Origin of the sequence: Pseudomonas sp. MWU16-30317 (genome assembly GCF_020515695.1) — a bacterium.
GTDB lineage: Bacteria > Pseudomonadota > Gammaproteobacteria > Pseudomonadales > Pseudomonadaceae > Aquipseudomonas.
The window spans coordinates 221,682-240,459 of the sequence record NZ_JAIWJA010000007.1 but is presented as its reverse complement, the minus strand read 5'-3'; the positions used below and the strand labels follow the sequence as shown (position 1 = coordinate 240,459).

Sequence of the window (18,778 nt, the reverse complement as noted above, 5' to 3'; positions counted from 1 at the left end):
GCCCCCTCGCTACAGGTTTACTGAGACAACATGACTGATAACGCCTTCTCCGACGCCGAGCGCGCAGCGGTCTACCGCGCCATCGCCGAGCGCCGCGACATGCGCCATTTCGCCGGTGGCCAGGTGGCTCCCGAGCTGCTGGCGCGGGTGCTGGCGGCTGCTCATCACGCGCCCAGCGTCGGCCTGATGCAGCCTTGGCGTTTCATCCGTATCACCGACCCGGCCCTGCGCACGCAGATCAAGGCGCTGGTGGAGGCTGAACGCCTGCGCACTGCCGAAGCCCTCGGCGAGCGTTCTGACGAATTCATGAAGCTCAAGGTCGAGGGCATCGACGAGTGCGCCGAAGTACTGGTCGCCGCCTTGATGGATGGCCGCGACGCCCATGTGTTCGGGCGCCGGACCTTGCCGGAAATGGACCTCGCGTCGCTTTCCTGCGCTATCCAGAACCTGTGGCTGGCGGCGCGCGTCGAAGGCCTGGGCATGGGCTGGGTCTCGGTGTTCGAACCCCAGGCGCTGGCCGATCTGTTGCACTTGCCCGCGGGTGCCAAGCCGCTGGCGGTGCTGTGCCTGGGTCCGGTAGAAAGCTTTTATCCGGCACCGATGCTGGTGATGGAAGGCTGGCGCAGCGAACAACCGTTGAGCGAGATGCTGTTCGAGAACCAGTGGGGACACACGTCATGAGCATTGCCCTGTTGACCGTCGCGGGCGTGGCCCTCGATGCCTTGCTCGGCGAGCCGCGGCGGGCGCACCCGCTGGTGGCCTTCGGTAATCTGGCCAATCGCCTGGAGCGGCGCTTCAACAGTGGCGGGCGCGGTTGGCGCAGTCACGGTGTGACTGCCTGGGTGCTGGCGGTAGTGCCGATCACGCTGATCGCCAGTTGGCTGGCGAGTCTGCCCTGGATCGGCGAAGGGGTCGCCGTGCTGGCGCTGTACTGCGCCCTCGGGCTGCGCAGCCTGGGCGAGCACGTTGCTCCTGTGGCTCAGGCGCTGCGCAGCGATGATCTGCCTGAGGCGCGGCGCCGTGTGGGCTATCTGGTCAGCCGCCAGACCGACGAACTCGACGCCAGCGCGGTTGCCCGTGCGGCGACCGAGTCGGTGCTGGAAAACGGCAGCGACGCGGTGTTCGCGGCCATCTTCTGGTTCGTGGTGGCCGGTGTGCCCGGGGTGGTGCTGTACCGCTTGAGCAATACCCTCGACGCGATGTGGGGCTATCGCAACGAGCGCTTCGAGCGCTTTGGCTGGGCGGCGGCGCGCATCGATGATGTGCTCAACTACATTCCGGCGCGATTGGTGGCGTTGACCTACACCCTGCTCGGCAAGTCCCGCCTGGCCTGGCGGTGCTGGCGCAGTCAGGCGCCACACTGGGACAGCCCGAACGCCGGGCCGGTGATGGCTGCGGGTGCCGGCGCGCTGGGCGTCGAACTCGGTGGCCCGGCGATCTATCACGGTGAACTGCACGAACGCGCCATACTCGGCGCAGGCCCGGCGGCCGATGCCGGGTCCATCGACCGCGGCTGGGCTCTGGTGCAACGGGGCGTCTGGCTGTGGTTACTGCTGCTCTGCGTGGGAGACTATGTGCATGCTTGAACATGGAGGGCGCCTGCGCGCCGCCGCTCGGCAATACGGTGTTGCGCAAGAGCACTGGCTGGACCTGTCTACCGGCATCGCCCCTTGGCCGTTTACCGTGCCGGCAATCGATATGCACGCCTGGGCGCGGCTGCCCGAGACCGATGACGGCCTCGAGGCGGCGGCCTGCGCCTATTACGACGCGCCGCAAGTGCTGCCGGTGCCCGGCTCGCAAGCGGCCATCCAGTTGCTGCCGCGCCTGCGCAAGGTCGGCAAGGTCGGTGTCCTGTCGCCTTGTTACGCCGAGCACGCCGAGGCCTGGCGACGCGGCGGGCATCTGGTGCGCGAGATCCGCGAGGCCGAAGTCGACTATTACCTCGATGGCCTCGATGTGCTGGTGCTGGTCAATCCCAACAATCCCACCGGCCGCCTGGTGCCGCCCGAGCGCCTGCTGGAATGGCACCAGCGCTTGAGCCAGCGCGGTGGCTGGCTGGTGGTCGACGAAGCTTTCATGGACCCTACGGCCGCTTTCAGTATCAGCCGTTACACCAGTCGTCCAGGCCTCATCGTGCTGCGCTCGTTCGGCAAGTTTTTCGGCCTGGCCGGTGCACGGCTGGGCTTTGCGCTGGCCGAGAGCAAACTCCTGCGTCTGCTGGCCGAGCAGGTCGGGCCCTGGGCTGTTGGCGGGCCGATCCGCGCCGTGGGCCTGGCGTGCCTTGAAGATCGCACCACCCAAGCGGTGCAACGGGCTCGTTGCGCACTGGCCAGCGAGCGCCTGGTGCGGCTGTTGAGCGATGCCGGCTTGCAACCCCAGGGCGGCTGCGCGCTGTTCCAGTGGCTGATCACCGAGCACGCGGCGCCGCTGCACGACTTTCTGGCCGAACGCAGCATCCTCGTGCGGCTGTTCGCGCACAACAGCAGCCTGCGCTTCGGCCTGCCAGCGGTCGAGGCCGACTGGCAGCGGCTGGAGGCGGCGCTCACGGCCTATCGTCAGACAGAGGTCGTTTCATGACCACAGTGATGGTGCAGGGCACCACCTCCGATGCCGGTAAAAGTACCTTGGTCACCGCGCTGTGCCGCTGGTTGAAACGCCAGGGCGTCGGCGTGGTGCCGTTCAAACCGCAGAACATGGCGCTCAACAGCGCCGTTACCGCCGAGGGGGGCGAAATCGGCCGGGCCCAGGCGGTGCAGGCCCAGGCCGCCGGGCTGGCGCCGCACACCGACATGAACCCGGTGCTGCTCAAACCCAACAGCGACACCGGCGCCCAGGTGATCATCCATGGCCGCGCGGTCACCACCATGAATGCCGTGGCCTATCACGACTACAAGGCTGTGGCCATGCAGGCAGTGCTGGCCTCGCACGAGCGTTTGAGCGCCGCCTGGCCGGTGGTGATGGTAGAGGGCGCGGGTTCGCCTGCGGAGATCAACCTGCGTGCCGGCGACATCGCCAACATGGGCTTCGCCGAAGCCGTCGATTGCGACGTGCTGCTGATCGCCGACATCAACCGTGGCGGGGTCTTCGCCCATCTGGTCGGCACGCTGGAACTGCTGTCGCCCAGCGAGCAGGCACGGGTCAAGGGTTTCATCATCAACCGCTTTCGCGGTGACATCGCGTTGCTCCAGCCCGGCCTCGACTGGCTCGAACAGCGCACCGGCAAACCGGTGGTCGGCGTGCTGCCCTATGTGATGGACCTGCATCTGGAAGCCGAGGACGGCCTCGATCGGCGGCAGACGGCCAAGGCGCAGCAAGTGCTCAAAGTCATAGTGCCGGTGCTGCCGCGGATCAGCAATCACACCGATTTCGACCCGTTGCGCCTGCACCCGCAGGTCGACCTGCAGTTCATCGGCCCTGGCGAGACGATCCCGGCGGCGGATCTGATCATCCTGCCGGGCTCCAAGAGCGTGCGCAGCGACCTGGCCTATCTACGCAGTCAAGGCTGGGCCACGGCCATCGATCGGCATCTTCGCTATGGCGGCAAGTTGCTGGGCATTTGCGGCGGCCTGCAGATGCTCGGCGAGCACCTGCATGATCCGCTCGGGCTCGAAGGGCCGGCGGGGTCTAGCCCCGGCCTGGGTCTGCTGGCGTTCAGCACCGATCTGGCGGCCGAGAAACAACTGCGCAACGTCAGTGGCCGGCTGCAGCTTGAAGACGCTGCCGTCAGTGGCTATGAAATCCATGCCGGCGTGACCTCGGGGCCTGCCCTTGAGCGCCCGGCGGTGCAGCTCGACGATGGCCGCGATGATGGCGCCATCAGCCGCGACGGGCAGATTCTGTGCACCTACCTGCATGGCCTGTTCGAGTCCTCGGCGTCGTCCGTGGCGTTGTTGCGCTGGGCAGGGCTGGAGGCCGTGCAGAGCGTCGATTACCATGCCCTGCGCGAAACCGATATCGAACGCCTCGCCGATCTGGTGGAGCGTCATCTGGATACGCGCCTGTTGCGCACCTTGTGCGGCCTGGCCCAGGAGCCTGTTTGACATGCAGCAATTGATTCTCGGCGGTGCCCGCTCGGGTAAAAGCCGATTGGCGGAACAACTGGCAGACGATAGCGCCCTGGCGGTGACCTATATAGCCACCAGTCAGCCGCTGGACGGCGAGATGGACCAGCGCGTGCGTGTGCACCGCGAGCGTCGCCCGACCCATTGGGGCCTGGTGGAAGAGCCCTTGGCCCTGGCCGATACCTTGCTGCGCCATGCCGCATCGGGCCGCTGCTTGCTGGTCGATTGCCTGACGCTGTGGCTCACCAACCTGTTGATGCTCGAAGACAGCGCGCGCCTGGCTGTCGAGCGCGACGCGCTGTTGCGCGTGCTGCCCGAGTTGCCCGGCGACATCATTTTTGTCAGTAACGAGACCGGCCTTGGGGTTGTACCCTTGGGCGAGTTGACCCGCCGATACGTCGATGAAGCCGGCTGGTTGCACCAGGCCCTGGCCGAGCGCTGCGAGCGCGTGGTGCTGACCGTGGCCGGCTTGCCCCTGACCCTCAAAGGAACCCGATAATGAGTCAACACTGGTGGCTGCTGCCTTGCCAGCCCGTGGATCAAGCGATCCAGCAACAAGCCCTGGAACGCCAGCGGCAATTGACCAAGCCGGCCGGCTCTCTGGGCCAGCTGGAACAGGTCGCGGTGCAGCTTGCCGGGCTGCAGGGGCGCCTCAAGCCGCGGGTCGATCAGGTCTGGATCAGTATCTTTGCCGGTGACCATGGCATCGTCGCTGAAGGCGTGTCGCCGTTCCCGCAAGAAGTGACGGCGCAGATGCTGCTCAACTTCGTCAGCGGTGGCGCGGCCATCAGCGTGCTCGCCGGGCAACTGGATGCGCAGCTCGAAGTGGTCGACCTGGGCACCGCGACACTGACCGAAGACCTGCCTGGCGTGCGGCACCTGCACATCGGTGCCGGTACCGCCAACTTCGCGCATACCCCGGCGATGACCGGAGCACAGGGCATGTTGGCCCTGCAAGCCGGGCGCGACAGCGTTGGGCGGGCGCTGGCGGCGGGGGCGCAGCTGTTCATCGGTGGCGAAATGGGCATTGGCAACACCTCCGCAGCCAGCGCCTTGGCCAGCGTGATGTTGCAGTGCCCGGTCAGTGACCTGACCGGCCCCGGTACCGGGCTCGATGCCAAGGGCGTGAGCCACAAGGCGCAGGTGCTGCAGCGGGCCTTGGACCTGCACCAGTTGCAGGGCAAGGACCCGCTGACCCAGCTGTTGTGTTTTGGCGGATTCGAAGTGGCCGCATTGGCCGGGGCTTATCTGGCCTGCGCGCAGGAAGGTCTGCCGGTGTTGGTGGATGGTTTCATCTGCACAGTGGCGGCGTTGGTGGCCGTGCGTCTCAATCCGGGCTGCCGTGACTGGCTGCTGTTCGGTCATCGCGGCGCAGAACCCGGCCATCGGATTACCTTGGCTGCACTGCAAGCGCAGCCATTGCTGGAGCTGGGCCTGCGTCTGGGCGAGGGCAGTGGTGCGGCGCTGGCGGTTCCGCTGCTGCGCCTGGCCTGTGCCACCCACGGGCAGATGGCGACTTTCGCCGAGGCGGCCGTGGCGGATCGGCCAGCATGACACTGTGGCTGGATATGCTGCGTCATGGCGAGACCGAACAGGGCGGCGGCTTGCGCGGCAGCACCGACGATGCCCTGACCGCGCGGGGCTGGGGGCAGATGCGTGATGCGGTGCTGGCGAAGGGGCCCTGGGACGCGATCGTGACCTCGCCCTTGCAGCGCTGCGCGCGTTACGCCGAGTCGTTGATGCAGGCACTCGAACTGCCGCTGGTGTACGAAAAGGATCTGCAGGAGCTGCATTTCGGCGCTTGGGAGTGCCACAGCCCGGCGCAGTTGATGGAGACCGACGAGCGCGGTCTGGGGCTGTTCTGGAGCGATCCCTACAGCTTCACACCACCCGGGGGCGAGCCGGTGCTGGCGTTTCGCGAGCGTGTGTTGGCCGCCATCGACCGCTTGTATCAAGCCTACGCCGGACAGCGCTTGCTGCTGATCACCCATGGTGGGGTGATGCGTCTGCTGCTGGCTCAGGCCCGCGGCCTGCCGCGCGAGCAGTTACTGCAAGTGGAGGTGCGCCACGGCGCGTTGATGGCGCTGCAGATCGAAGCGGGCGGCATTTTGCGTGAGCCAATGTGATGTTGCCGTTCTGGATTGCCTTGCAGTTTCTCAGCAGCCTGCCGGTGACCTTGCCTGGCATGCCGTCACCCCAGGCCATGGGTCGCTCGTTGCTGTGCTACCCCTTGGTGGGGCTGCTGTTTGGCGGGCTGCTGTGGTTGCTGCACCTGGCGCTGGGCGCCACGCCGCCGATGTTGCAAGCGGCGCTGTTGCTCAGTGCCTGGGTCTTGCTGAGCGGAGCGTTGCATCTGGATGGGCTGGCCGACAGTGCTGATGCCTGGCTGGGTGGTTTCGGTGACCGGGCGCGCACCCTCGAGATCATGAAGGACCCGCGCAGCGGCCCTATCGCGGTGGTGACCCTGGTGCTGGTATTGCTGCTCAAGTTTTGCGCCTTGGTGGTGTTGCTCGAGCGCGGTGAGGTGGGGTTGTTGGTGATGGTGCCGGTGGTGGGGCGGGCGGGTCTGCTGGGTTTGTTTCTTTGTACGCCTTATGTACGCGCGGGAGGATTGGGGCAGGCGTTGGCCGATCACCTGCCGCGGCCGGCGGGGCGCGCGGTGTTGCTGGTGAGTGGGATCGCCTGTTGGTACTGGGTGGGCCTAGGTATGCTGGCCGTTGCCGCCGTGGTGTTCTTTTGGCTGCGGCAGTTGATGGTGCGTCGGTTGGGCGGCACCACGGGGGATACCGCTGGGGCGCTGTTGGAGCTGCTTGAGCTGGCTGCGCTGCTGGCCGTCGTCATTTAGTGGTGACTGTTTGATCCAGCCGCTGCGCTGATGCTACGGGTCTTTGCTGCCACAGTATTTGTCGATCTTGAGTGGTACACCTGTGCAAAGCTTGCCCGCGAAGAGGCCATCTGCAACCCCGCTATAGACAGTTCGACAGTGGCAAGCAAGGTACTTGCCTTTTAATGCAATACGGGTATATACCCATGTTTCAAATTATTCGCTGGGGATAACAATAATGACTTCTCTTTGGCGCAGCTGTGGCTGGGTGTTGCTCGGCAGCGCGTTGATCCTGGCGCTTTCGCTGGGCATTCGCCACGGTTTCGGGCTGTTCCTTGCGCCGATGAGCGCGCAGTTTGGCTGGGGCAGGGAGCTTTTCGCCTTTGCTATTGCGCTGCAGAATCTGATGTGGGGGTTGGCGCAACCGTTTGCCGGAGCCTTGGCCGATCGTTTCGGGGCACGGCGCACGGTGCTGACCGGTGGCGTGCTGTACGCGGCGGGGTTGTTGCTGATGTCCCAGGCTGACTCGGCCTGGTCGCTGTCCCTGAGCGCCGGGATACTCATCGGCATCGGCCTTTCGGGGACTTCATTTTCAGTGATTCTGGGTGTGGTGGGGCGTGCCGTCCCGGCGGAAAAACGCAGCATGGCCATGGGGATCGCTGCTGCCGCAGGTTCATTCGGTCAGTTCGCCATGTTGCCGGGCACCTTGGGCCTGATCAGTTGGCTCGGTTGGTCGGGGGCCCTGTTGGTCCTGGGGCTGCTGGCCGCGTTGATTCTGCCACTGGTGGCCATGTTGCGTGACCAGCCTTCGCCCGCAGTGGCCGGCACCGAGCAGACACTCAAAGAGGCTCTCAAGGAGGCCTGTTCCCATAGCGGTTTCTGGCTGCTGTCCCTGGGCTTCTTCGTGTGTGGCTTCCAGGTGGTATTTATCGGCGTGCACTTGCCGTCTTATCTGGTCGACCAGCACCTGCCGGCCGTGGTCGGTACCACCGTGCTGGCGCTGGTAGGCCTGTTCAACGTATTCGGGACCTACATCGCCGGCTGGCTTGGCGGTCGACGTTCCAAGCCGCGCTTGCTGGCGGGGCTGTATCTGCTGCGGGCGGTGGTTATCAGCCTGTTCCTATGGGCGCCGGTGACGGTGACCAGTGCCTATCTGTTCGGTATCGCCATGGGCCTGCTGTGGCTGTCGACTGTTCCGTTGACCAACGGCACGGTAGCGACACTGTTCGGCGTGCGCAACCTGTCGATGCTGGGCGGTATCGTCTTCCTGTTCCACCAGTTGGGCGCTTTTCTGGGCGGTTGGCTGGGTGGAGTGGTTTACGATCATACCGGCAGCTATACACTGATCTGGCAGATATCCATTGCCCTCAGCCTGATCGCCGCGGTGCTCAACTGGCCCGTGCGTGAGCACCCTGTGGCCCGCTTGCAGATGGCAGCCGCATGATTCGTCATGGGCTGCGGTGGCTGTTGTGCTGCGCTGGCGCTAGCGCATTGGCGCTGGTCTGGTGGGGTTGGCAGCACAGCGGCATGGCGCTGATGCAACTGGGCGCACTGTGCTGATGTGCTATCGACAGGCATAAAAAAACGCATCCGAGGATGCGTTTTTTGTCAGCGATGACTATCAGAAGCGATAAGTCAGGCCGGCACCCAGGCCGTGGGCGCTGTTGCGGTAGCGAGCGTCGTAGGTGCCTTTGCGAGGATTGCTCTGGTCGACGGTAACGGCCTCTTCCTTGAGGTAGGAATATGCCAGGTCGATGGTCACGTCATCGGTTGGCGACCAGCCTGCGCCGAAGCTGACCGCCATGCGGTCGCCCGTAGGAATGCGCGGCGAGCGATCGGTGTTGTTGGTGGGCGACTGGTCCACCGAGAAGCCGGTGCGCAGGGTCCATTGCTTGTTGACCTTGTAGGAAGCGCCAACCGCATGAGACCAGGTGTCGTGCCAGTTTTCCTGTTCGCTGATGGTACCGAACTGCCCTGCGCCAATGACCCCGAGATTGCCGGTATTGTTGACGGTGATGTCCTTCAGTCGGCTCCAGCGCGTCCAGGTGCTGCCACCATAGAGAGTCCACTGATCGGTCAGCTCATGGGTGAAGGAGGCGTCGATGCTTTCTGGCGTCTTGATGTTCAGGCTGGCGTCGTAGTCGCGGCTGCCCAGCAGAGGATTCAATGCACCCAGGCTGACCTTGGTGCTGCCCTTGAGCTTGTAGTCGACCATCGAGTGGTAGACCAGGCCCAGACGAGTCTTGTCTGTCGCCTGTACCAGGATACCGATGTTGTAGCCGACTGCAGTGTCGTCGCCCTTGATCGAGGCTTTGCCGTCGGCGCCGCCCAGCGGGTTGCGCAGTGCCGAGGTCAGGGTGCCGTCGATGCGGTTGAAGGTCGGGCCACCACCAATCGATACCTTGTCGTTGAAGGCATAGCTGACGGTGGGCTGCAGGGTGACGACCTGCACTTTGCTGTCATGGGCGAAGTAGCGGCCCTGGAAGCCGTTCTCGTATTCGGTCTTCAGGCCGAATGGGGCGTAAACGCCGAAACCCACTGTCCAGTGATCGTCGATGGGTTTGACGTAGTAGCCCATGGGCACACCAACAACGGGAACCATGTCGCCGTTGTTACTGCCGGTGTTGGTGGTGCTGCTTCCAGAAATGTCGGTCTTGGCGATGACCGCCGCGGCGCCGACGGTGATCTGTTCACGCTTGAGCCGCGACATGCCGGCAGGGTTGCCGTACACGGTGCTGGCGTCGTCGGCGGAAGAGGAGCGGCCGGCGAAGCCGACACCCATACCGCTGATGCTTTGTTCGTTCAGGGCGAAGCCGGAAGCGAAGAGTTGAGTGGAGGCAAGAGTCACTGCGAGACTGAGGCTGGTCTTGATCATTGCTTTTTTCATTATTGTTGAACTCCATGGTGATCACCAAGGCGAAACTACCAACATTTTCACATTAGCGCTATAGGCTGAATCGCACGAGATAGAGCGGTTTTGTAGGACAATCCGACGAACATGGGGGCTTTATTTGTGTCTTGAATGAAACATCATCAATGGATACGCAGCAGTGATGATCAAACGTTTGTTTGCTCACTTTTGCGTCACTCATTATTGGTGTCATCAACAGGCTCCCACCGGTTCGTCGGCGCACGAAAAGATCCCACAAAGACCGAGGGCAGTCGCGGGTTGATTCAATTCAAAGCGTTTCAACAGGGGGATCGTTTCCCTGACAAAAGAACGGCGGGCCCGGCGCCTGGCAGCGATGGATCGGGGGCCCGCCTGTAAGCGGCTCCTGCCGCTCATGTTCGAGTGTAGTCAGAGAAAGATGATGTAAAGGCTTGTTACGAAGGGTATTCGATGGGTGGTCGGGGCTTGGCATCATCACTGATGCTGCTGGCCCAATACCATCGAATCTCCCAGCTTGCCAGCCGAGGCGTTGCCTTGCACCTTACAACCAAGGGCGCTCGAGAGGCGCTGTCAGGCAACCAGCGCCTGACGCGTACGGTCGATGATCGCTTGCAGCGGTTCGGCGCTGGCGTACTGTTCAGGGTACAGGCGCTCGCTGCGGCGGGCGATGCCGTGCTCGTCGACCAGAGTGAAGCTGAAGCAACCATTGCGTGCTGCCCCGATCAGGCAGTTCAGTGGAGCAAAGGCGTTGGTGAGGGTGCGGATAGCATCCTGAGTATGAAAAGTATGAGTCATGTTATGGGTGTTCCTGCTGAATACGCGAATAGGATCCGCGCAAATCGAAAACGTTCCAGCAAACGCCGACCACAAATGGCCGTGCGAAGAACCTGGCTGGAACAAATCTGTCGGGCGACGCCGGGGTAAGTGATGGCAGTCGAAGCGACAGGTCGGTACGTGGGGTGACAGGCGACACGTCAGGGAAAAGGTCCATTGCCCTGGGTGGATATCCTGATCAATCTGCGGCTTGGTATTGCCGGATAACGCGGCTGCTCCGTGATGTGCTTCATCCATGTGAAGCCGGAGGCAGGGGTTACCTGGAAACCATCGTGTAGGCCGGAGGTGGTCCTGGGTTCAGCGCGGAGATTCGCGAGACTGCAACGACAATGCGCTGGCAGGCGGCGGAAGAAGGGGCTGGAGGACAGCGACGGCCAAAATTGACTTTCAGCTTGGTACTAACTGTGGAGAAGCCTACCTGATCGAGTGTGCCTATCGCAAGTCGTTTTTGAAATCAAGCAAAAACTACCCGACGAACAGCCAACCAGTGTGCCTCGTTTGAGAAACCTTGCATACCCCCGGTAATAGACTGGATGTTTCAACAGTAGTACCCCGCAGAACGATATTGGTGCGTGCCGTTGCCTTGCTTTAGGGCGGTTGTACACATTGCGGTCTGAAGTGTCACCTGGCGGTAACGAGAACGGCTCCGCACCGGGCTAACCGTTTTTGCAAATTTAAGTCAATGAAAAAAAACGCTTTTTTTAATTGGTGAAAAAATCGACAGTTTGACCGCAGGCCCCGTTCCATAAGCCTTTGCGGGGCGTGAGGGCGGGTTGTCCACTGAGTTATCCACAGCTTCTGTGGATTGTCCCGTGCGGTTGCTCTAGACCGCGGGTGCCGCCGTAGCATCATTCTGGGCAGTGACTTTTCCCGTTGTGCACAACGCCAAACTGGCAATTTTCTGCCGCTTGAAACAGCCCCTCCTGAATGGCAAAAAAAACTGTATCGAAAGAAAAAATCTATCGATAGAACCTTTTTTCAGCCTTACTGATCGTGCGCCATCCTGTGGCGCTGCCTGCCCACCTGACTGCCAGGTTTGCCTGGGGGGGCCATCGGCCTCAGACTGACGCCTTCAATGTGTGGATGGTGCGGTTATGGCGGTGGATATCACCAGTATGGTGTGGGGGCTGCTGGCAGCGGTGGTGCCCTGTGTGGCGTTGGCGTGGACTCTGCAGCGGCGGGTCATGGCGGCGCAAAGTGAACTGGCGCTGCTTGACGAGCGTCTGGCCACGGCGCAAATGGCCCAGGATGGCCTGGCGGTGCAACTGGAAAGCAGCCGTGACGAAATCAGCGACTTGAGCCAGGCCAATGCCCTCAAGCAATCCTCGTTGGCAGCCCAGGCCCGCGAGCTCGAACTGTTGCAGATCGACCGTGACAACGCGCGCGACGCGGCCCATGGTTGGTCACTGGAGCGCAGCGCACGGGAGGCCGAAGTGCGGCGTCTGGATGCCCAGTGTGCCGGGCTCACCGCCGAACTGCGCGAGCAGCAGGAAAGCCATCAGCAGCGTCTTGCCGATCTGCAGGGTTCGCGGGATGAACTGCGCGCACAATTCGCCGAGCTGGCGGGCAAGATTTTCGATGAGCGCGAGCAGCGTTTCGCCGAGACCAGCCAGCAGCGCCTGGGGCAACTGCTCGACCCGCTCAAGGAGCGCATCCAGTCCTTCGAAAAGCGCGTCGAAGAAAGCTATCAGCAGGAAGCCCGCGAGCGTTTCTCGTTGGCCAAGGAGCTGGAGCGCCTGCAGCAGCTCAACCTGCGCCTGGGCGACGAGGCAAAGAACCTTACCCAGGCGCTCAAGGGCCAGAAGACCCAAGGCAACTGGGGCGAGTTGATCCTCGAGCGGGTGCTCGAACATGCCGGACTGGAAAAAGGCCGCGAATACCAGACGCAGGTCAGCCTCAAAGGCCCCGATGGCGAGCGTTTCCAGCCGGATGTGCTGATCATGCTGCCTGGCGACAAGCAGGTGGTGGTCGACTCCAAGGTGAGCCTCACGGCCTACCAGCAGTATGTTTCGAGCGACGACCCGGCGGTGTCCCAGGCGGCGCTCAAGCAGCACGTGCTGTCGTTGCGCAATCACGTCAAAGGCCTTTCAGGCAAGGACTACAACCGCCTCGAAGGCTTGCACAGCCTGGATTTCGTGCTGTTGTTCGTACCGATCGAAGCCGCTTTTTCGGCAGCACTGCAGGCCGAGCCGGGGTTGTTCCAGGAGGCCTTCGACCGGCAGATCGTGATTGTCAGCCCGACCACCTTGCTGGCGACCTTGCGGGTGATCGACAGCTTGTGGAAGCAGGAGCGACAAAGCCAGAACGCCCGCGAGATTGCCGAGCGCGCCGGTTGGCTGTACGACAAGTTCGTGCTGTTCATTCAGGACCTGGACGAGGTCGGCAATCGCCTGCAGCAATTGGACAAGGCCTACAGCTCGGCGCGCAACAAGCTCACCGAGGGCCGCGGCAACCTGGTCAGCCGCAGCGAACAATTGAAGTTGCTCGGCGCGCGGGCCAGCAAGAGCCTGCCGGCCGACCTGCTCGAGCGCGCCATGGAGGATGCGCACGCACCCGCCGCCGATGACGTACCCCAGCCCCCGTCAGGTGTGGCTCAAGTACCGGTTGAGTAAAGCCCGTAACGCCGCCGGCTTGACCGGTTTGGCCAGATAGTCGAGCCCGGCGGCGTTGACCAGAGCGAGCGTCTCCGGGCGTCCGTCGGCGCTGATCACCACGCCGGGTACCGGCTCGTTCAGGCTGGTGCGCAGCCAGGCCATGAGCTCGGTACCGGTGTCACCGGCGTCGAGGTGAAAGTCCACCAGTGCCAGCTGCGGACGCAGGCCGTCGGCGAACAGGATCTGGCATTCGTCGCGGTTGCGTGCCGTCCAGACCTGGCACCCCCAACGGCTGAGCAGGCTCTGCATGCCGATCAGGATGCTGTCTTCGTTGTCGACGCACAGGACCCGCGCGCCACCCAGGGCGTCTCCCGTTCGGGTGGGGGCGACAGGCACGCTGGGCGCGTCCACCGCCAAAGGCACGTGCACGCTGAACACGCTGCCGCGGCCCGGCCTTGAACGCACTTGCAGTTCATGGTTGAGCACACGGCACAGGCCATCGGCGATCGCCAGTCCCAGTCCCAGGCCTTTTTCGGCACGGGTCTGGTGGCTGTCCAGGCGCTTGAACTCTTCAAAGATGACTTGCAGCTTGTCCGCTGCGATGCCCGGGCCGCGATCCCACACCTCAAGGCTCAAGTGCCCGGCCTTGCGGCGCACGCCCAGCACCACGGTGCCTGTGCCGTAGCGATAGGCGTTGGTGAGGAAGTTCTGCAGGATGCGCCGCAGCAGCTTCTGGTCGCTGTCGATGCGCAAGCGACTGCCGTGCACCTTGAACGTCAGGCCCTGCTCGCGGGCCAGGGCCTGGAACTCGACGCCCAGGGTGGCGAACAGCTCGTTGACCACGAACGGCTTGCGCTCGGGGGTGATCTTGCCGTTTTCGAGGCGCGAGATATCCAGCAGATCGCTGATCAAATCTTCGGCCGAGCGCAGCGAGCTGTCCATGTGCTGCACCAATTGCTGGGCCTGCGCGGACAGTTCTTCGCCCTGGTGGGAGAGGGCGGAGGAAAACAAGCGCGCGGCGTTCAGCGGTTGCATCAGATCATGGCCGACGGCAGCAAGGAATCGGGTTTTCGATTGGTTGGCGGCCTCCGCAGTCCCCTTGGCCTCGGTCAACGCGACGTTCAGTTGGGACAGCTCGAAGGTGCGTTCGGCCACCCGTTGCTCCAGGCCTTCATTGGCATGCTTGAGCGCGCGTTCGGCTTCGCGGAACGCGGTGATGTCGGTGAAACTCATGACGAAGCCGCCGCCCGGCATCGGGTTGCCGATCAGCTCGATCACCTGGCCATTGGGGAACGGCCGTTCGGAGGTGTGCGCGCGGCCTTGGCGCATCCAGTGCAGGCGCCGCGCGACATGGACCTCCGGCTCGCCGGGGCCGCAGAAACCGCGTTCGGCATTGAAGCGAATGATGTCGGCGATCGGCCGGCCGACGGCAATCAGGCCGTCCGGGTAGTTGAACAATTCCAGATAGCGCCGATTCCAGGCCACCAGACGCAGTGACTGGTCGACCACGCTGATGCCCTGGTTGATGTTTTCAATCGCACCTTGTAGCAGCGCGCGGTTGAACTGCAGCACCTCGGAGGCTTCGTCGGCGATGCGCACCACGTCCTCGAGTTGCATCTCGCGGCCTTCGATAGCAGCCTTGACCACCGCCCGCGTCGACGAGGTCCCCAGCGTGCCGGCCAGCAGGCGCTCGGTGTGGGCGATCCAGTCGCGGTCGGCATTCTGTGCGGGGTTGAAGGGTTTGTTCTGGCGCCCGGCAAAGCGCATGAAACTCTGCCTGGCGCGGTCCTCGCCGACAAAGCGCCCGGCGAGTTGCAGCAAGTCTTTGATCTGTACGGCCAGCAGGGTACGGCTGTTGGGCCGCGAGGCGAGTTGCTGGCCGACGAAGCGCCCGGCCTGCCAGTGTTCGGAAACCCGCGTGCGGGTCAGCACCGAGACCCACACGAACAGAATGAAGTTGCCCGCCAACGACAGCATCACCCCTTGGGTCAGGGGCGAAAGCGGCAGGTTCCACGGGTTGCTGTGCAGCCAGCTCAAGCCCGGAAACGCCGAGAGCGGCAATTGCAGGCCGTGGGCCACCAGCGGCAGCACCAGCGCGTAGAACCACAGCAGCACCCCGGCCGCCAGTCCGGCCACCACGCCGCGGCGGTTGGCTTGTTTCCAGTACAGCGCGCCGATCATCGCCGGTGCCAGTTGGGTGATGGCGGCGAAGGCGATCTGGCCGATGGTCGCCAGGCTCGTGGTGGAGCCCAGCAAGCGGTAACTCACATACGCCAGCAGCATGATCACCACGATGCTGACGCGCCTGACGGTCAGCATCCAGTGCCGGAACAGCTCGAACGGTCGCTCGGCATTCTGGCGGCGCAGCAGCCACGGCAGCAGGATATCGTTGGAGACCATGGTCGACAGCGCCACGCTGGCGACGATGACCATGCCGGCGGCCGCCGACGCACCGCCAATGAAGGCCAGCATCGCCAGCGCCGGGTGCGCCAGAGCGAGGGGCAGGCTGATGACGAAGGAGTCAGGGATCACCGAAGCGGGCAGCAGCATCTGCCCGGCCAGGGCGATGGGCACCACGAACAGCCCGGCCAGCACCAGGTACGCGGGGAATACCCAGCGCGCCAGGCGCAGATCCTGCGGCTCGATGTTCTCGACCACGGTGACGTGAAATTGCCGCGGCAGACAGATGATCGCCATCATGGCGACGCCGCTCTGCACCACCATCGAGGGCCAATTGATCGTCTCTTGCCAGTAGGTCGCCAGACGTGGGGTCAGCATGGACTGAGTGACAAGATCGCCAAAGCCATCGTACAGGCCGTAGGTGACGAAGACCCCCACCGCGATGAAGGCTATCAGCTTGATGATGGCTTCGAACGCGACGGCCAGCATCATGCCGCGGTGGTGTTCGGTGACGTCCAGCGAACGCGTGCCAAAGGCGATGGTAAACAGCGCCAGCACCAGCGACACCACCATGGCGGTGTCTTGCACGTGGATGCCGGCAGCGTCGGGGCCTTCGCCGATCAGCAGGTTGATCCCCAGGACGATGCCTTTGAGTTGCAGGGCGATATAGGGCAGCACACCCACCAGGCAGATCAGCGCCACGGCCACCGCCAGGGCGTTGGACTTGCCATAGCGCGCAGCGATGAAATCGGCAATGGAGGTGATGTTTTCCTGTTTGCTGATCAGCACCATTTTTTGCAGCACCCAGGGTGCCAGCAACATCAGCAACAAGGGGCCCAGGTAGATCGGCAGGAATGACCAGAGCTGCTCGGCGGCCTGGCCGACGGCGCCGAAAAATGTCCAGCTCGAGCAATACACGGCCAACGACAGGCTGTACACCCAGGCCCGCACACGCGGGCGCAGCGGTGCACGGCGACGGTCACCGTAAGAGGCAATGGCAAGCATGACGGCCATATAGACCAGGGCGGCCGCAGCAATCAGCCCGCTGGACAGTGACATCGATCGGCTCCAGATCATGACGAAATGCAGGAGCGCTACCCTATGTAAGGGGGCTTGCTCCCGAGAGGTCCAGCCTGACACGCCCCTCAATGGCAGAGCCGGCCCCTCGGGAGCGAGCCCCCTCACCATAGGGATCCGTGTCATTTGCGCGCTCGCAGTCTGCCATGCAGCCCGCTTTTAGTCAGCGCCGACCAAGGTCGAAAGGCTGCTGTCGACCAGGCTTTGGACATGTTCCGTGGTGGCGGGCGCTTCGGCGAACAGCAGGCGAAAGAGGATCGGCGCGACGATCAGGTCGAGCAGCCGATCCGCATCGGGGGCGACCTCGTCACGGGCCCGGGCGCGGTCGATGATCGCCTGCAGCTGGCCGCGCAAGATGGTCGTGCAATAGCCCGAGCTGCAACTGCTGACGATGTCGCGGGCCATGTTGCGGCCGGGTTCGGAGTTCATCTCGTCAAGATACTGTTCGGCCCAGGCCAGCAGATCACCGCGCAGCGAGCCGGTGTCGAGCGGGCCGCTGTCCGGTTGCAGGCGCGACACCGCGACATCGGCCAGCAACGCGGTGAGGTCGCCCCAGCGCCGATAGATGGTCGACGGCGTGACCCCCGCGCGTGCGGCGATTTGCGGCACGGTGATGGATGCGCGATCCTGCTCGACGAGCAGTGCGCGCACGGCCGCGTGGATCGATTCCTGTACACGGGCACTGCGGCCCCCCGTGCGAATACCTTCTTTAATAGCCATGGCGTGACCTTAACACAAAGCGTTTGCTTTAAGCTCGGGAGGGGTACAGACTCCTTTAACGCAAAAATGTAGCTTTAACGGGAGGGCCTGCACATGTCCGCTGATTCCACTGCTTCATCTTCGACGACAGCGTCCGGCGGGTTTGCCGATCGTACGGCGCTGGTCTATCTGTCGTTCATTCTGGTGAGCTTTCTGGCGGCGTCCAGCGCGCCGACGCCGCTGTACCATTTGTATCAGGAAGCCTGGGGATTTTCCTCCGCGACCTTGACGTTGATATTCGCGGTATACGCCTTCAGCCTGCTGCTGGCATTGCTTACCGTAGGGTCGCTGTCCGACTACCTAGGCCGGCGGCCCGTGTTGTTGCTGGCGTTGCTCCTGGAAATTCCGGCGATGCTGCTGTTCATCTATGCCGATAGTGTTGCCTGGTTGATCGCCGCGCGCCTGCTGCAAGGGTTCGCTACCGGCATGGCCACCAGCGTGCTGGGTGCGGCCTTGATCGATTATCACCGCGACAAGGGGCCCTTGATCAACAGCCTGTCGCCCTTGATCGGCATGGCGGTGGGCGCCTTCGGCACCAGCGTGCTGCTGCAATATGCGCCGTGGCCGTTGCAGTTGTCCTACATTGCCATGCTCGGCTGCTTCGTGGTGCAGGTGCTGCTGCTCTGGCGCCTGCGCGAAAGCGTCAGCCCGCAACCTGGCGCGCTGGCTTCGTTGCGTCCGGCGCTGAGTGTGCCGCCGCAGGCGCGCCAGGCCTTGCTGCGGATGCTGCCGGTGGATGTGGCCACCTGGTCGCTGGGCGGGTTCTTTCTGTCCCTGGCGCCGTCATTGGTGCGCGCTGCCACCGGCTCGACCTCCAATCTGCTCGGCGGCGCTCTGGTGGCCACCATGACGCTCAGCGGTGCGCTGGCCATCGCGGTGATGCGCCATGGTTCAGCGCAGCGCAGCCTGGTGTTGGGTGCGAGTTTTCTGGCCGCAGGTGCGGCGCTGATTCTGCTGGCCATGCACAGTGGCGGGGTATTGCTGTTCTTTATTGGCACGGTGGTAGCGGGCGCCGGTTTCGGCAGCGGTTTTCTGGGCTCGGTGCGCAGTGTCATGCCCTTGGCCCTGGCCCATGAACGGGCAGGGTTGATGGCGACCTTTTATGTCTTGAGCTACCTGGCGTTCTGCTTGCCGGCCTTGTGCGCGGGCTTTGCCGTGCAGCATTTCGGCCTGATCGCTACCAGCGACGGTTATGCCATCGGCCTGATCTGCCTGTGCCTGCTGGCCTTGTTCGGTCTGTGGCGCAAGCCGGCGGCCGCTGCGCTGACGCAATGATCGTGATGCGGTGATGCGGCGTTTGTTGTGGCTTTTTGTGGACATCGGCAATCCAATCGATAAG

General features: G+C 63.6%; 15 protein-coding genes. 11 read left to right on the top strand and 4 right to left on the bottom strand.

Going from position 1 to position 18,778, the window contains the following annotated elements; all coding sequences use genetic code 11:
- Positions 1 to 30: 30 nt before the first annotated feature.
- From bluB to LIX93_RS20300, 9 genes are all read left to right on the top strand, one after another.
- Positions 31 to 681 (top strand): 5,6-dimethylbenzimidazole synthase, encoded by a 651-nt coding sequence (gene bluB / locus LIX93_RS20340; RefSeq protein WP_226505857.1) that lies wholly within the window; start codon positions 31 to 33, stop codon positions 679 to 681.
- Entirely contained in the window at positions 678 to 1,586 is a 909-nt protein-coding gene (gene cbiB, locus LIX93_RS20335; RefSeq protein WP_226505856.1) for an adenosylcobinamide-phosphate synthase CbiB, read from the top strand. Before bluB ends, cbiB begins: the two co-directional genes overlap by 4 nt.
- The gene (cobD, locus tag LIX93_RS20330) at positions 1,579 to 2,577 is read left to right on the top strand and encodes a threonine-phosphate decarboxylase CobD (protein WP_226505855.1); all 999 of its coding nucleotides are present in this window, start codon (positions 1,579 to 1,581) and stop codon (positions 2,575 to 2,577) included. Before cbiB ends, cobD begins: the two co-directional genes overlap by 8 nt.
- The gene (locus LIX93_RS20325; RefSeq protein ID WP_226505854.1) at positions 2,574 to 4,040 is read left to right on the top strand and encodes a cobyric acid synthase; all 1,467 of its coding nucleotides are present in this window, start codon (positions 2,574 to 2,576) and stop codon (positions 4,038 to 4,040) included. The genes cobD and LIX93_RS20325 overlap by 4 nt, the downstream gene beginning before the upstream one ends.
- A 1-nt stretch (position 4,041) precedes the next feature.
- Positions 4,042 to 4,560, top strand: a complete 519-nt coding sequence (gene cobU, locus LIX93_RS20320) for a bifunctional adenosylcobinamide kinase/adenosylcobinamide-phosphate guanylyltransferase (RefSeq protein WP_226505853.1) — start codon at positions 4,042 to 4,044, stop codon at positions 4,558 to 4,560.
- Positions 4,560 to 5,615 (top strand): nicotinate-nucleotide--dimethylbenzimidazole phosphoribosyltransferase, encoded by a 1,056-nt coding sequence (gene cobT, locus LIX93_RS20315; protein WP_226505852.1) that lies wholly within the window; start codon positions 4,560 to 4,562, stop codon positions 5,613 to 5,615. The genes cobU and cobT overlap by 1 nt, the downstream gene beginning before the upstream one ends.
- Entirely contained in the window at positions 5,612 to 6,187 is a 576-nt protein-coding gene (gene cobC / locus LIX93_RS20310; protein ID WP_226505851.1) for an alpha-ribazole phosphatase family protein, read from the top strand. The genes cobT and cobC overlap by 4 nt, the downstream gene beginning before the upstream one ends.
- A complete protein-coding gene (locus tag LIX93_RS20305) occupies positions 6,187 to 6,906 on the top strand; it encodes an adenosylcobinamide-GDP ribazoletransferase (protein WP_226505850.1) in 720 nt (239 codons plus the stop codon). The genes cobC and LIX93_RS20305 overlap by 1 nt, the downstream gene beginning before the upstream one ends.
- Before the next feature lie 217 nt (positions 6,907 to 7,123).
- A complete protein-coding gene (locus LIX93_RS20300) occupies positions 7,124 to 8,329 on the top strand; it encodes an MFS transporter (protein ID WP_226505849.1) in 1,206 nt (401 codons plus the stop codon).
- A 177-nt stretch (positions 8,330 to 8,506) separates the two neighbouring features.
- Here the strand turns inward: LIX93_RS20300 and LIX93_RS20295 are convergent, their stop codons facing one another.
- Positions 8,507 to 9,772: an outer membrane protein transport protein gene (locus LIX93_RS20295; RefSeq protein WP_226505848.1), complete on the bottom strand. Its 1,266-nt coding sequence runs from the start codon at positions 9,770 to 9,772 to the stop codon at positions 8,507 to 8,509.
- 573 nt (positions 9,773 to 10,345) lie between these two features.
- A complete protein-coding gene (locus LIX93_RS20290; protein ID WP_226505847.1) occupies positions 10,346 to 10,570 on the bottom strand; it encodes a hypothetical protein in 225 nt (74 codons plus the stop codon).
- Between the two features lie 1,247 nt (positions 10,571 to 11,817).
- On the opposite strand from LIX93_RS20290, the gene rmuC reads away from it, so the two are divergent.
- The gene (rmuC, locus tag LIX93_RS20285; protein ID WP_226505976.1) at positions 11,818 to 13,221 is read left to right on the top strand and encodes a DNA recombination protein RmuC; all 1,404 of its coding nucleotides are present in this window, start codon (positions 11,818 to 11,820) and stop codon (positions 13,219 to 13,221) included.
- On the opposite strand, the gene LIX93_RS20280 is transcribed toward rmuC, so the two are convergent.
- Together LIX93_RS20280 and LIX93_RS20275 are read right to left on the bottom strand one after the other, a co-directional pair.
- A complete protein-coding gene (locus LIX93_RS20280) occupies positions 13,192 to 16,662 on the bottom strand; it encodes a PAS domain-containing hybrid sensor histidine kinase/response regulator (RefSeq protein ID WP_226505846.1) in 3,471 nt (1,156 codons plus the stop codon). The genes rmuC and LIX93_RS20280 overlap by 30 nt on opposite strands.
- A 177-nt stretch (positions 16,663 to 16,839) precedes the next feature.
- The gene (locus LIX93_RS20275) at positions 16,840 to 17,400 is read right to left on the bottom strand and encodes a TetR/AcrR family transcriptional regulator (RefSeq protein WP_226505845.1); all 561 of its coding nucleotides are present in this window, start codon (positions 17,398 to 17,400) and stop codon (positions 16,840 to 16,842) included.
- A 93-nt stretch (positions 17,401 to 17,493) separates the two neighbouring features.
- On the opposite strand from LIX93_RS20275, the gene LIX93_RS20270 reads away from it, so the two are divergent.
- Positions 17,494 to 18,714 carry an MFS transporter gene (locus tag LIX93_RS20270; protein ID WP_226505844.1) on the top strand — a complete coding sequence of 407 codons (1,221 nt, stop codon included), beginning with the start codon at positions 17,494 to 17,496 and terminating at the stop codon, positions 18,712 to 18,714.
- Positions 18,715 to 18,778 lie beyond the last annotated feature (64 nt).

Bases quoted from the DNA above. Each gene is read 5' to 3' on its own strand.
- LIX93_RS20300 (WP_226505849.1), top strand. From the start codon at position 7,124: ATGACTTCTCTTTGGCGCAGCTGTGGCTGGGTGTTGCTCGGCAGCGCG.
- cbiB (WP_226505856.1), top strand. From the start codon at position 678: ATGAGCATTGCCCTGTTGACCGTCGCGGGCGTGGCCCTCGATGCCTTG.
- LIX93_RS20295 (WP_226505848.1), bottom strand. From the start codon at position 9,772: ATGAAAAAAGCAATGATCAAGACCAGCCTCAGTCTCGCAGTGACTCTT.
- LIX93_RS20325 (WP_226505854.1), top strand. From the start codon at position 2,574: ATGACCACAGTGATGGTGCAGGGCACCACCTCCGATGCCGGTAAAAGT.
- LIX93_RS20270 (WP_226505844.1), top strand. From the start codon at position 17,494: ATGTCCGCTGATTCCACTGCTTCATCTTCGACGACAGCGTCCGGCGGG.
- bluB (WP_226505857.1), top strand. From the start codon at position 31: ATGACTGATAACGCCTTCTCCGACGCCGAGCGCGCAGCGGTCTACCGC.
- cobU (WP_226505853.1), top strand. From the start codon at position 4,042: ATGCAGCAATTGATTCTCGGCGGTGCCCGCTCGGGTAAAAGCCGATTG.
- LIX93_RS20290 (WP_226505847.1), bottom strand. From the start codon at position 10,570: ATGACTCATACTTTTCATACTCAGGATGCTATCCGCACCCTCACCAAC.
- LIX93_RS20280 (WP_226505846.1), bottom strand. From the start codon at position 16,662: ATGTCACTGTCCAGCGGGCTGATTGCTGCGGCCGCCCTGGTCTATATG.
- cobD (WP_226505855.1), top strand. From the start codon at position 1,579: ATGCTTGAACATGGAGGGCGCCTGCGCGCCGCCGCTCGGCAATACGGT.
- LIX93_RS20275 (WP_226505845.1), bottom strand. From the start codon at position 17,400: ATGGCTATTAAAGAAGGTATTCGCACGGGGGGCCGCAGTGCCCGTGTA.
- cobT (WP_226505852.1), top strand. From the start codon at position 4,560: ATGAGTCAACACTGGTGGCTGCTGCCTTGCCAGCCCGTGGATCAAGCG.
- cobC (WP_226505851.1), top strand. From the start codon at position 5,612: ATGACACTGTGGCTGGATATGCTGCGTCATGGCGAGACCGAACAGGGC.
- LIX93_RS20305 (WP_226505850.1), top strand. From the start codon at position 6,187: ATGTTGCCGTTCTGGATTGCCTTGCAGTTTCTCAGCAGCCTGCCGGTG.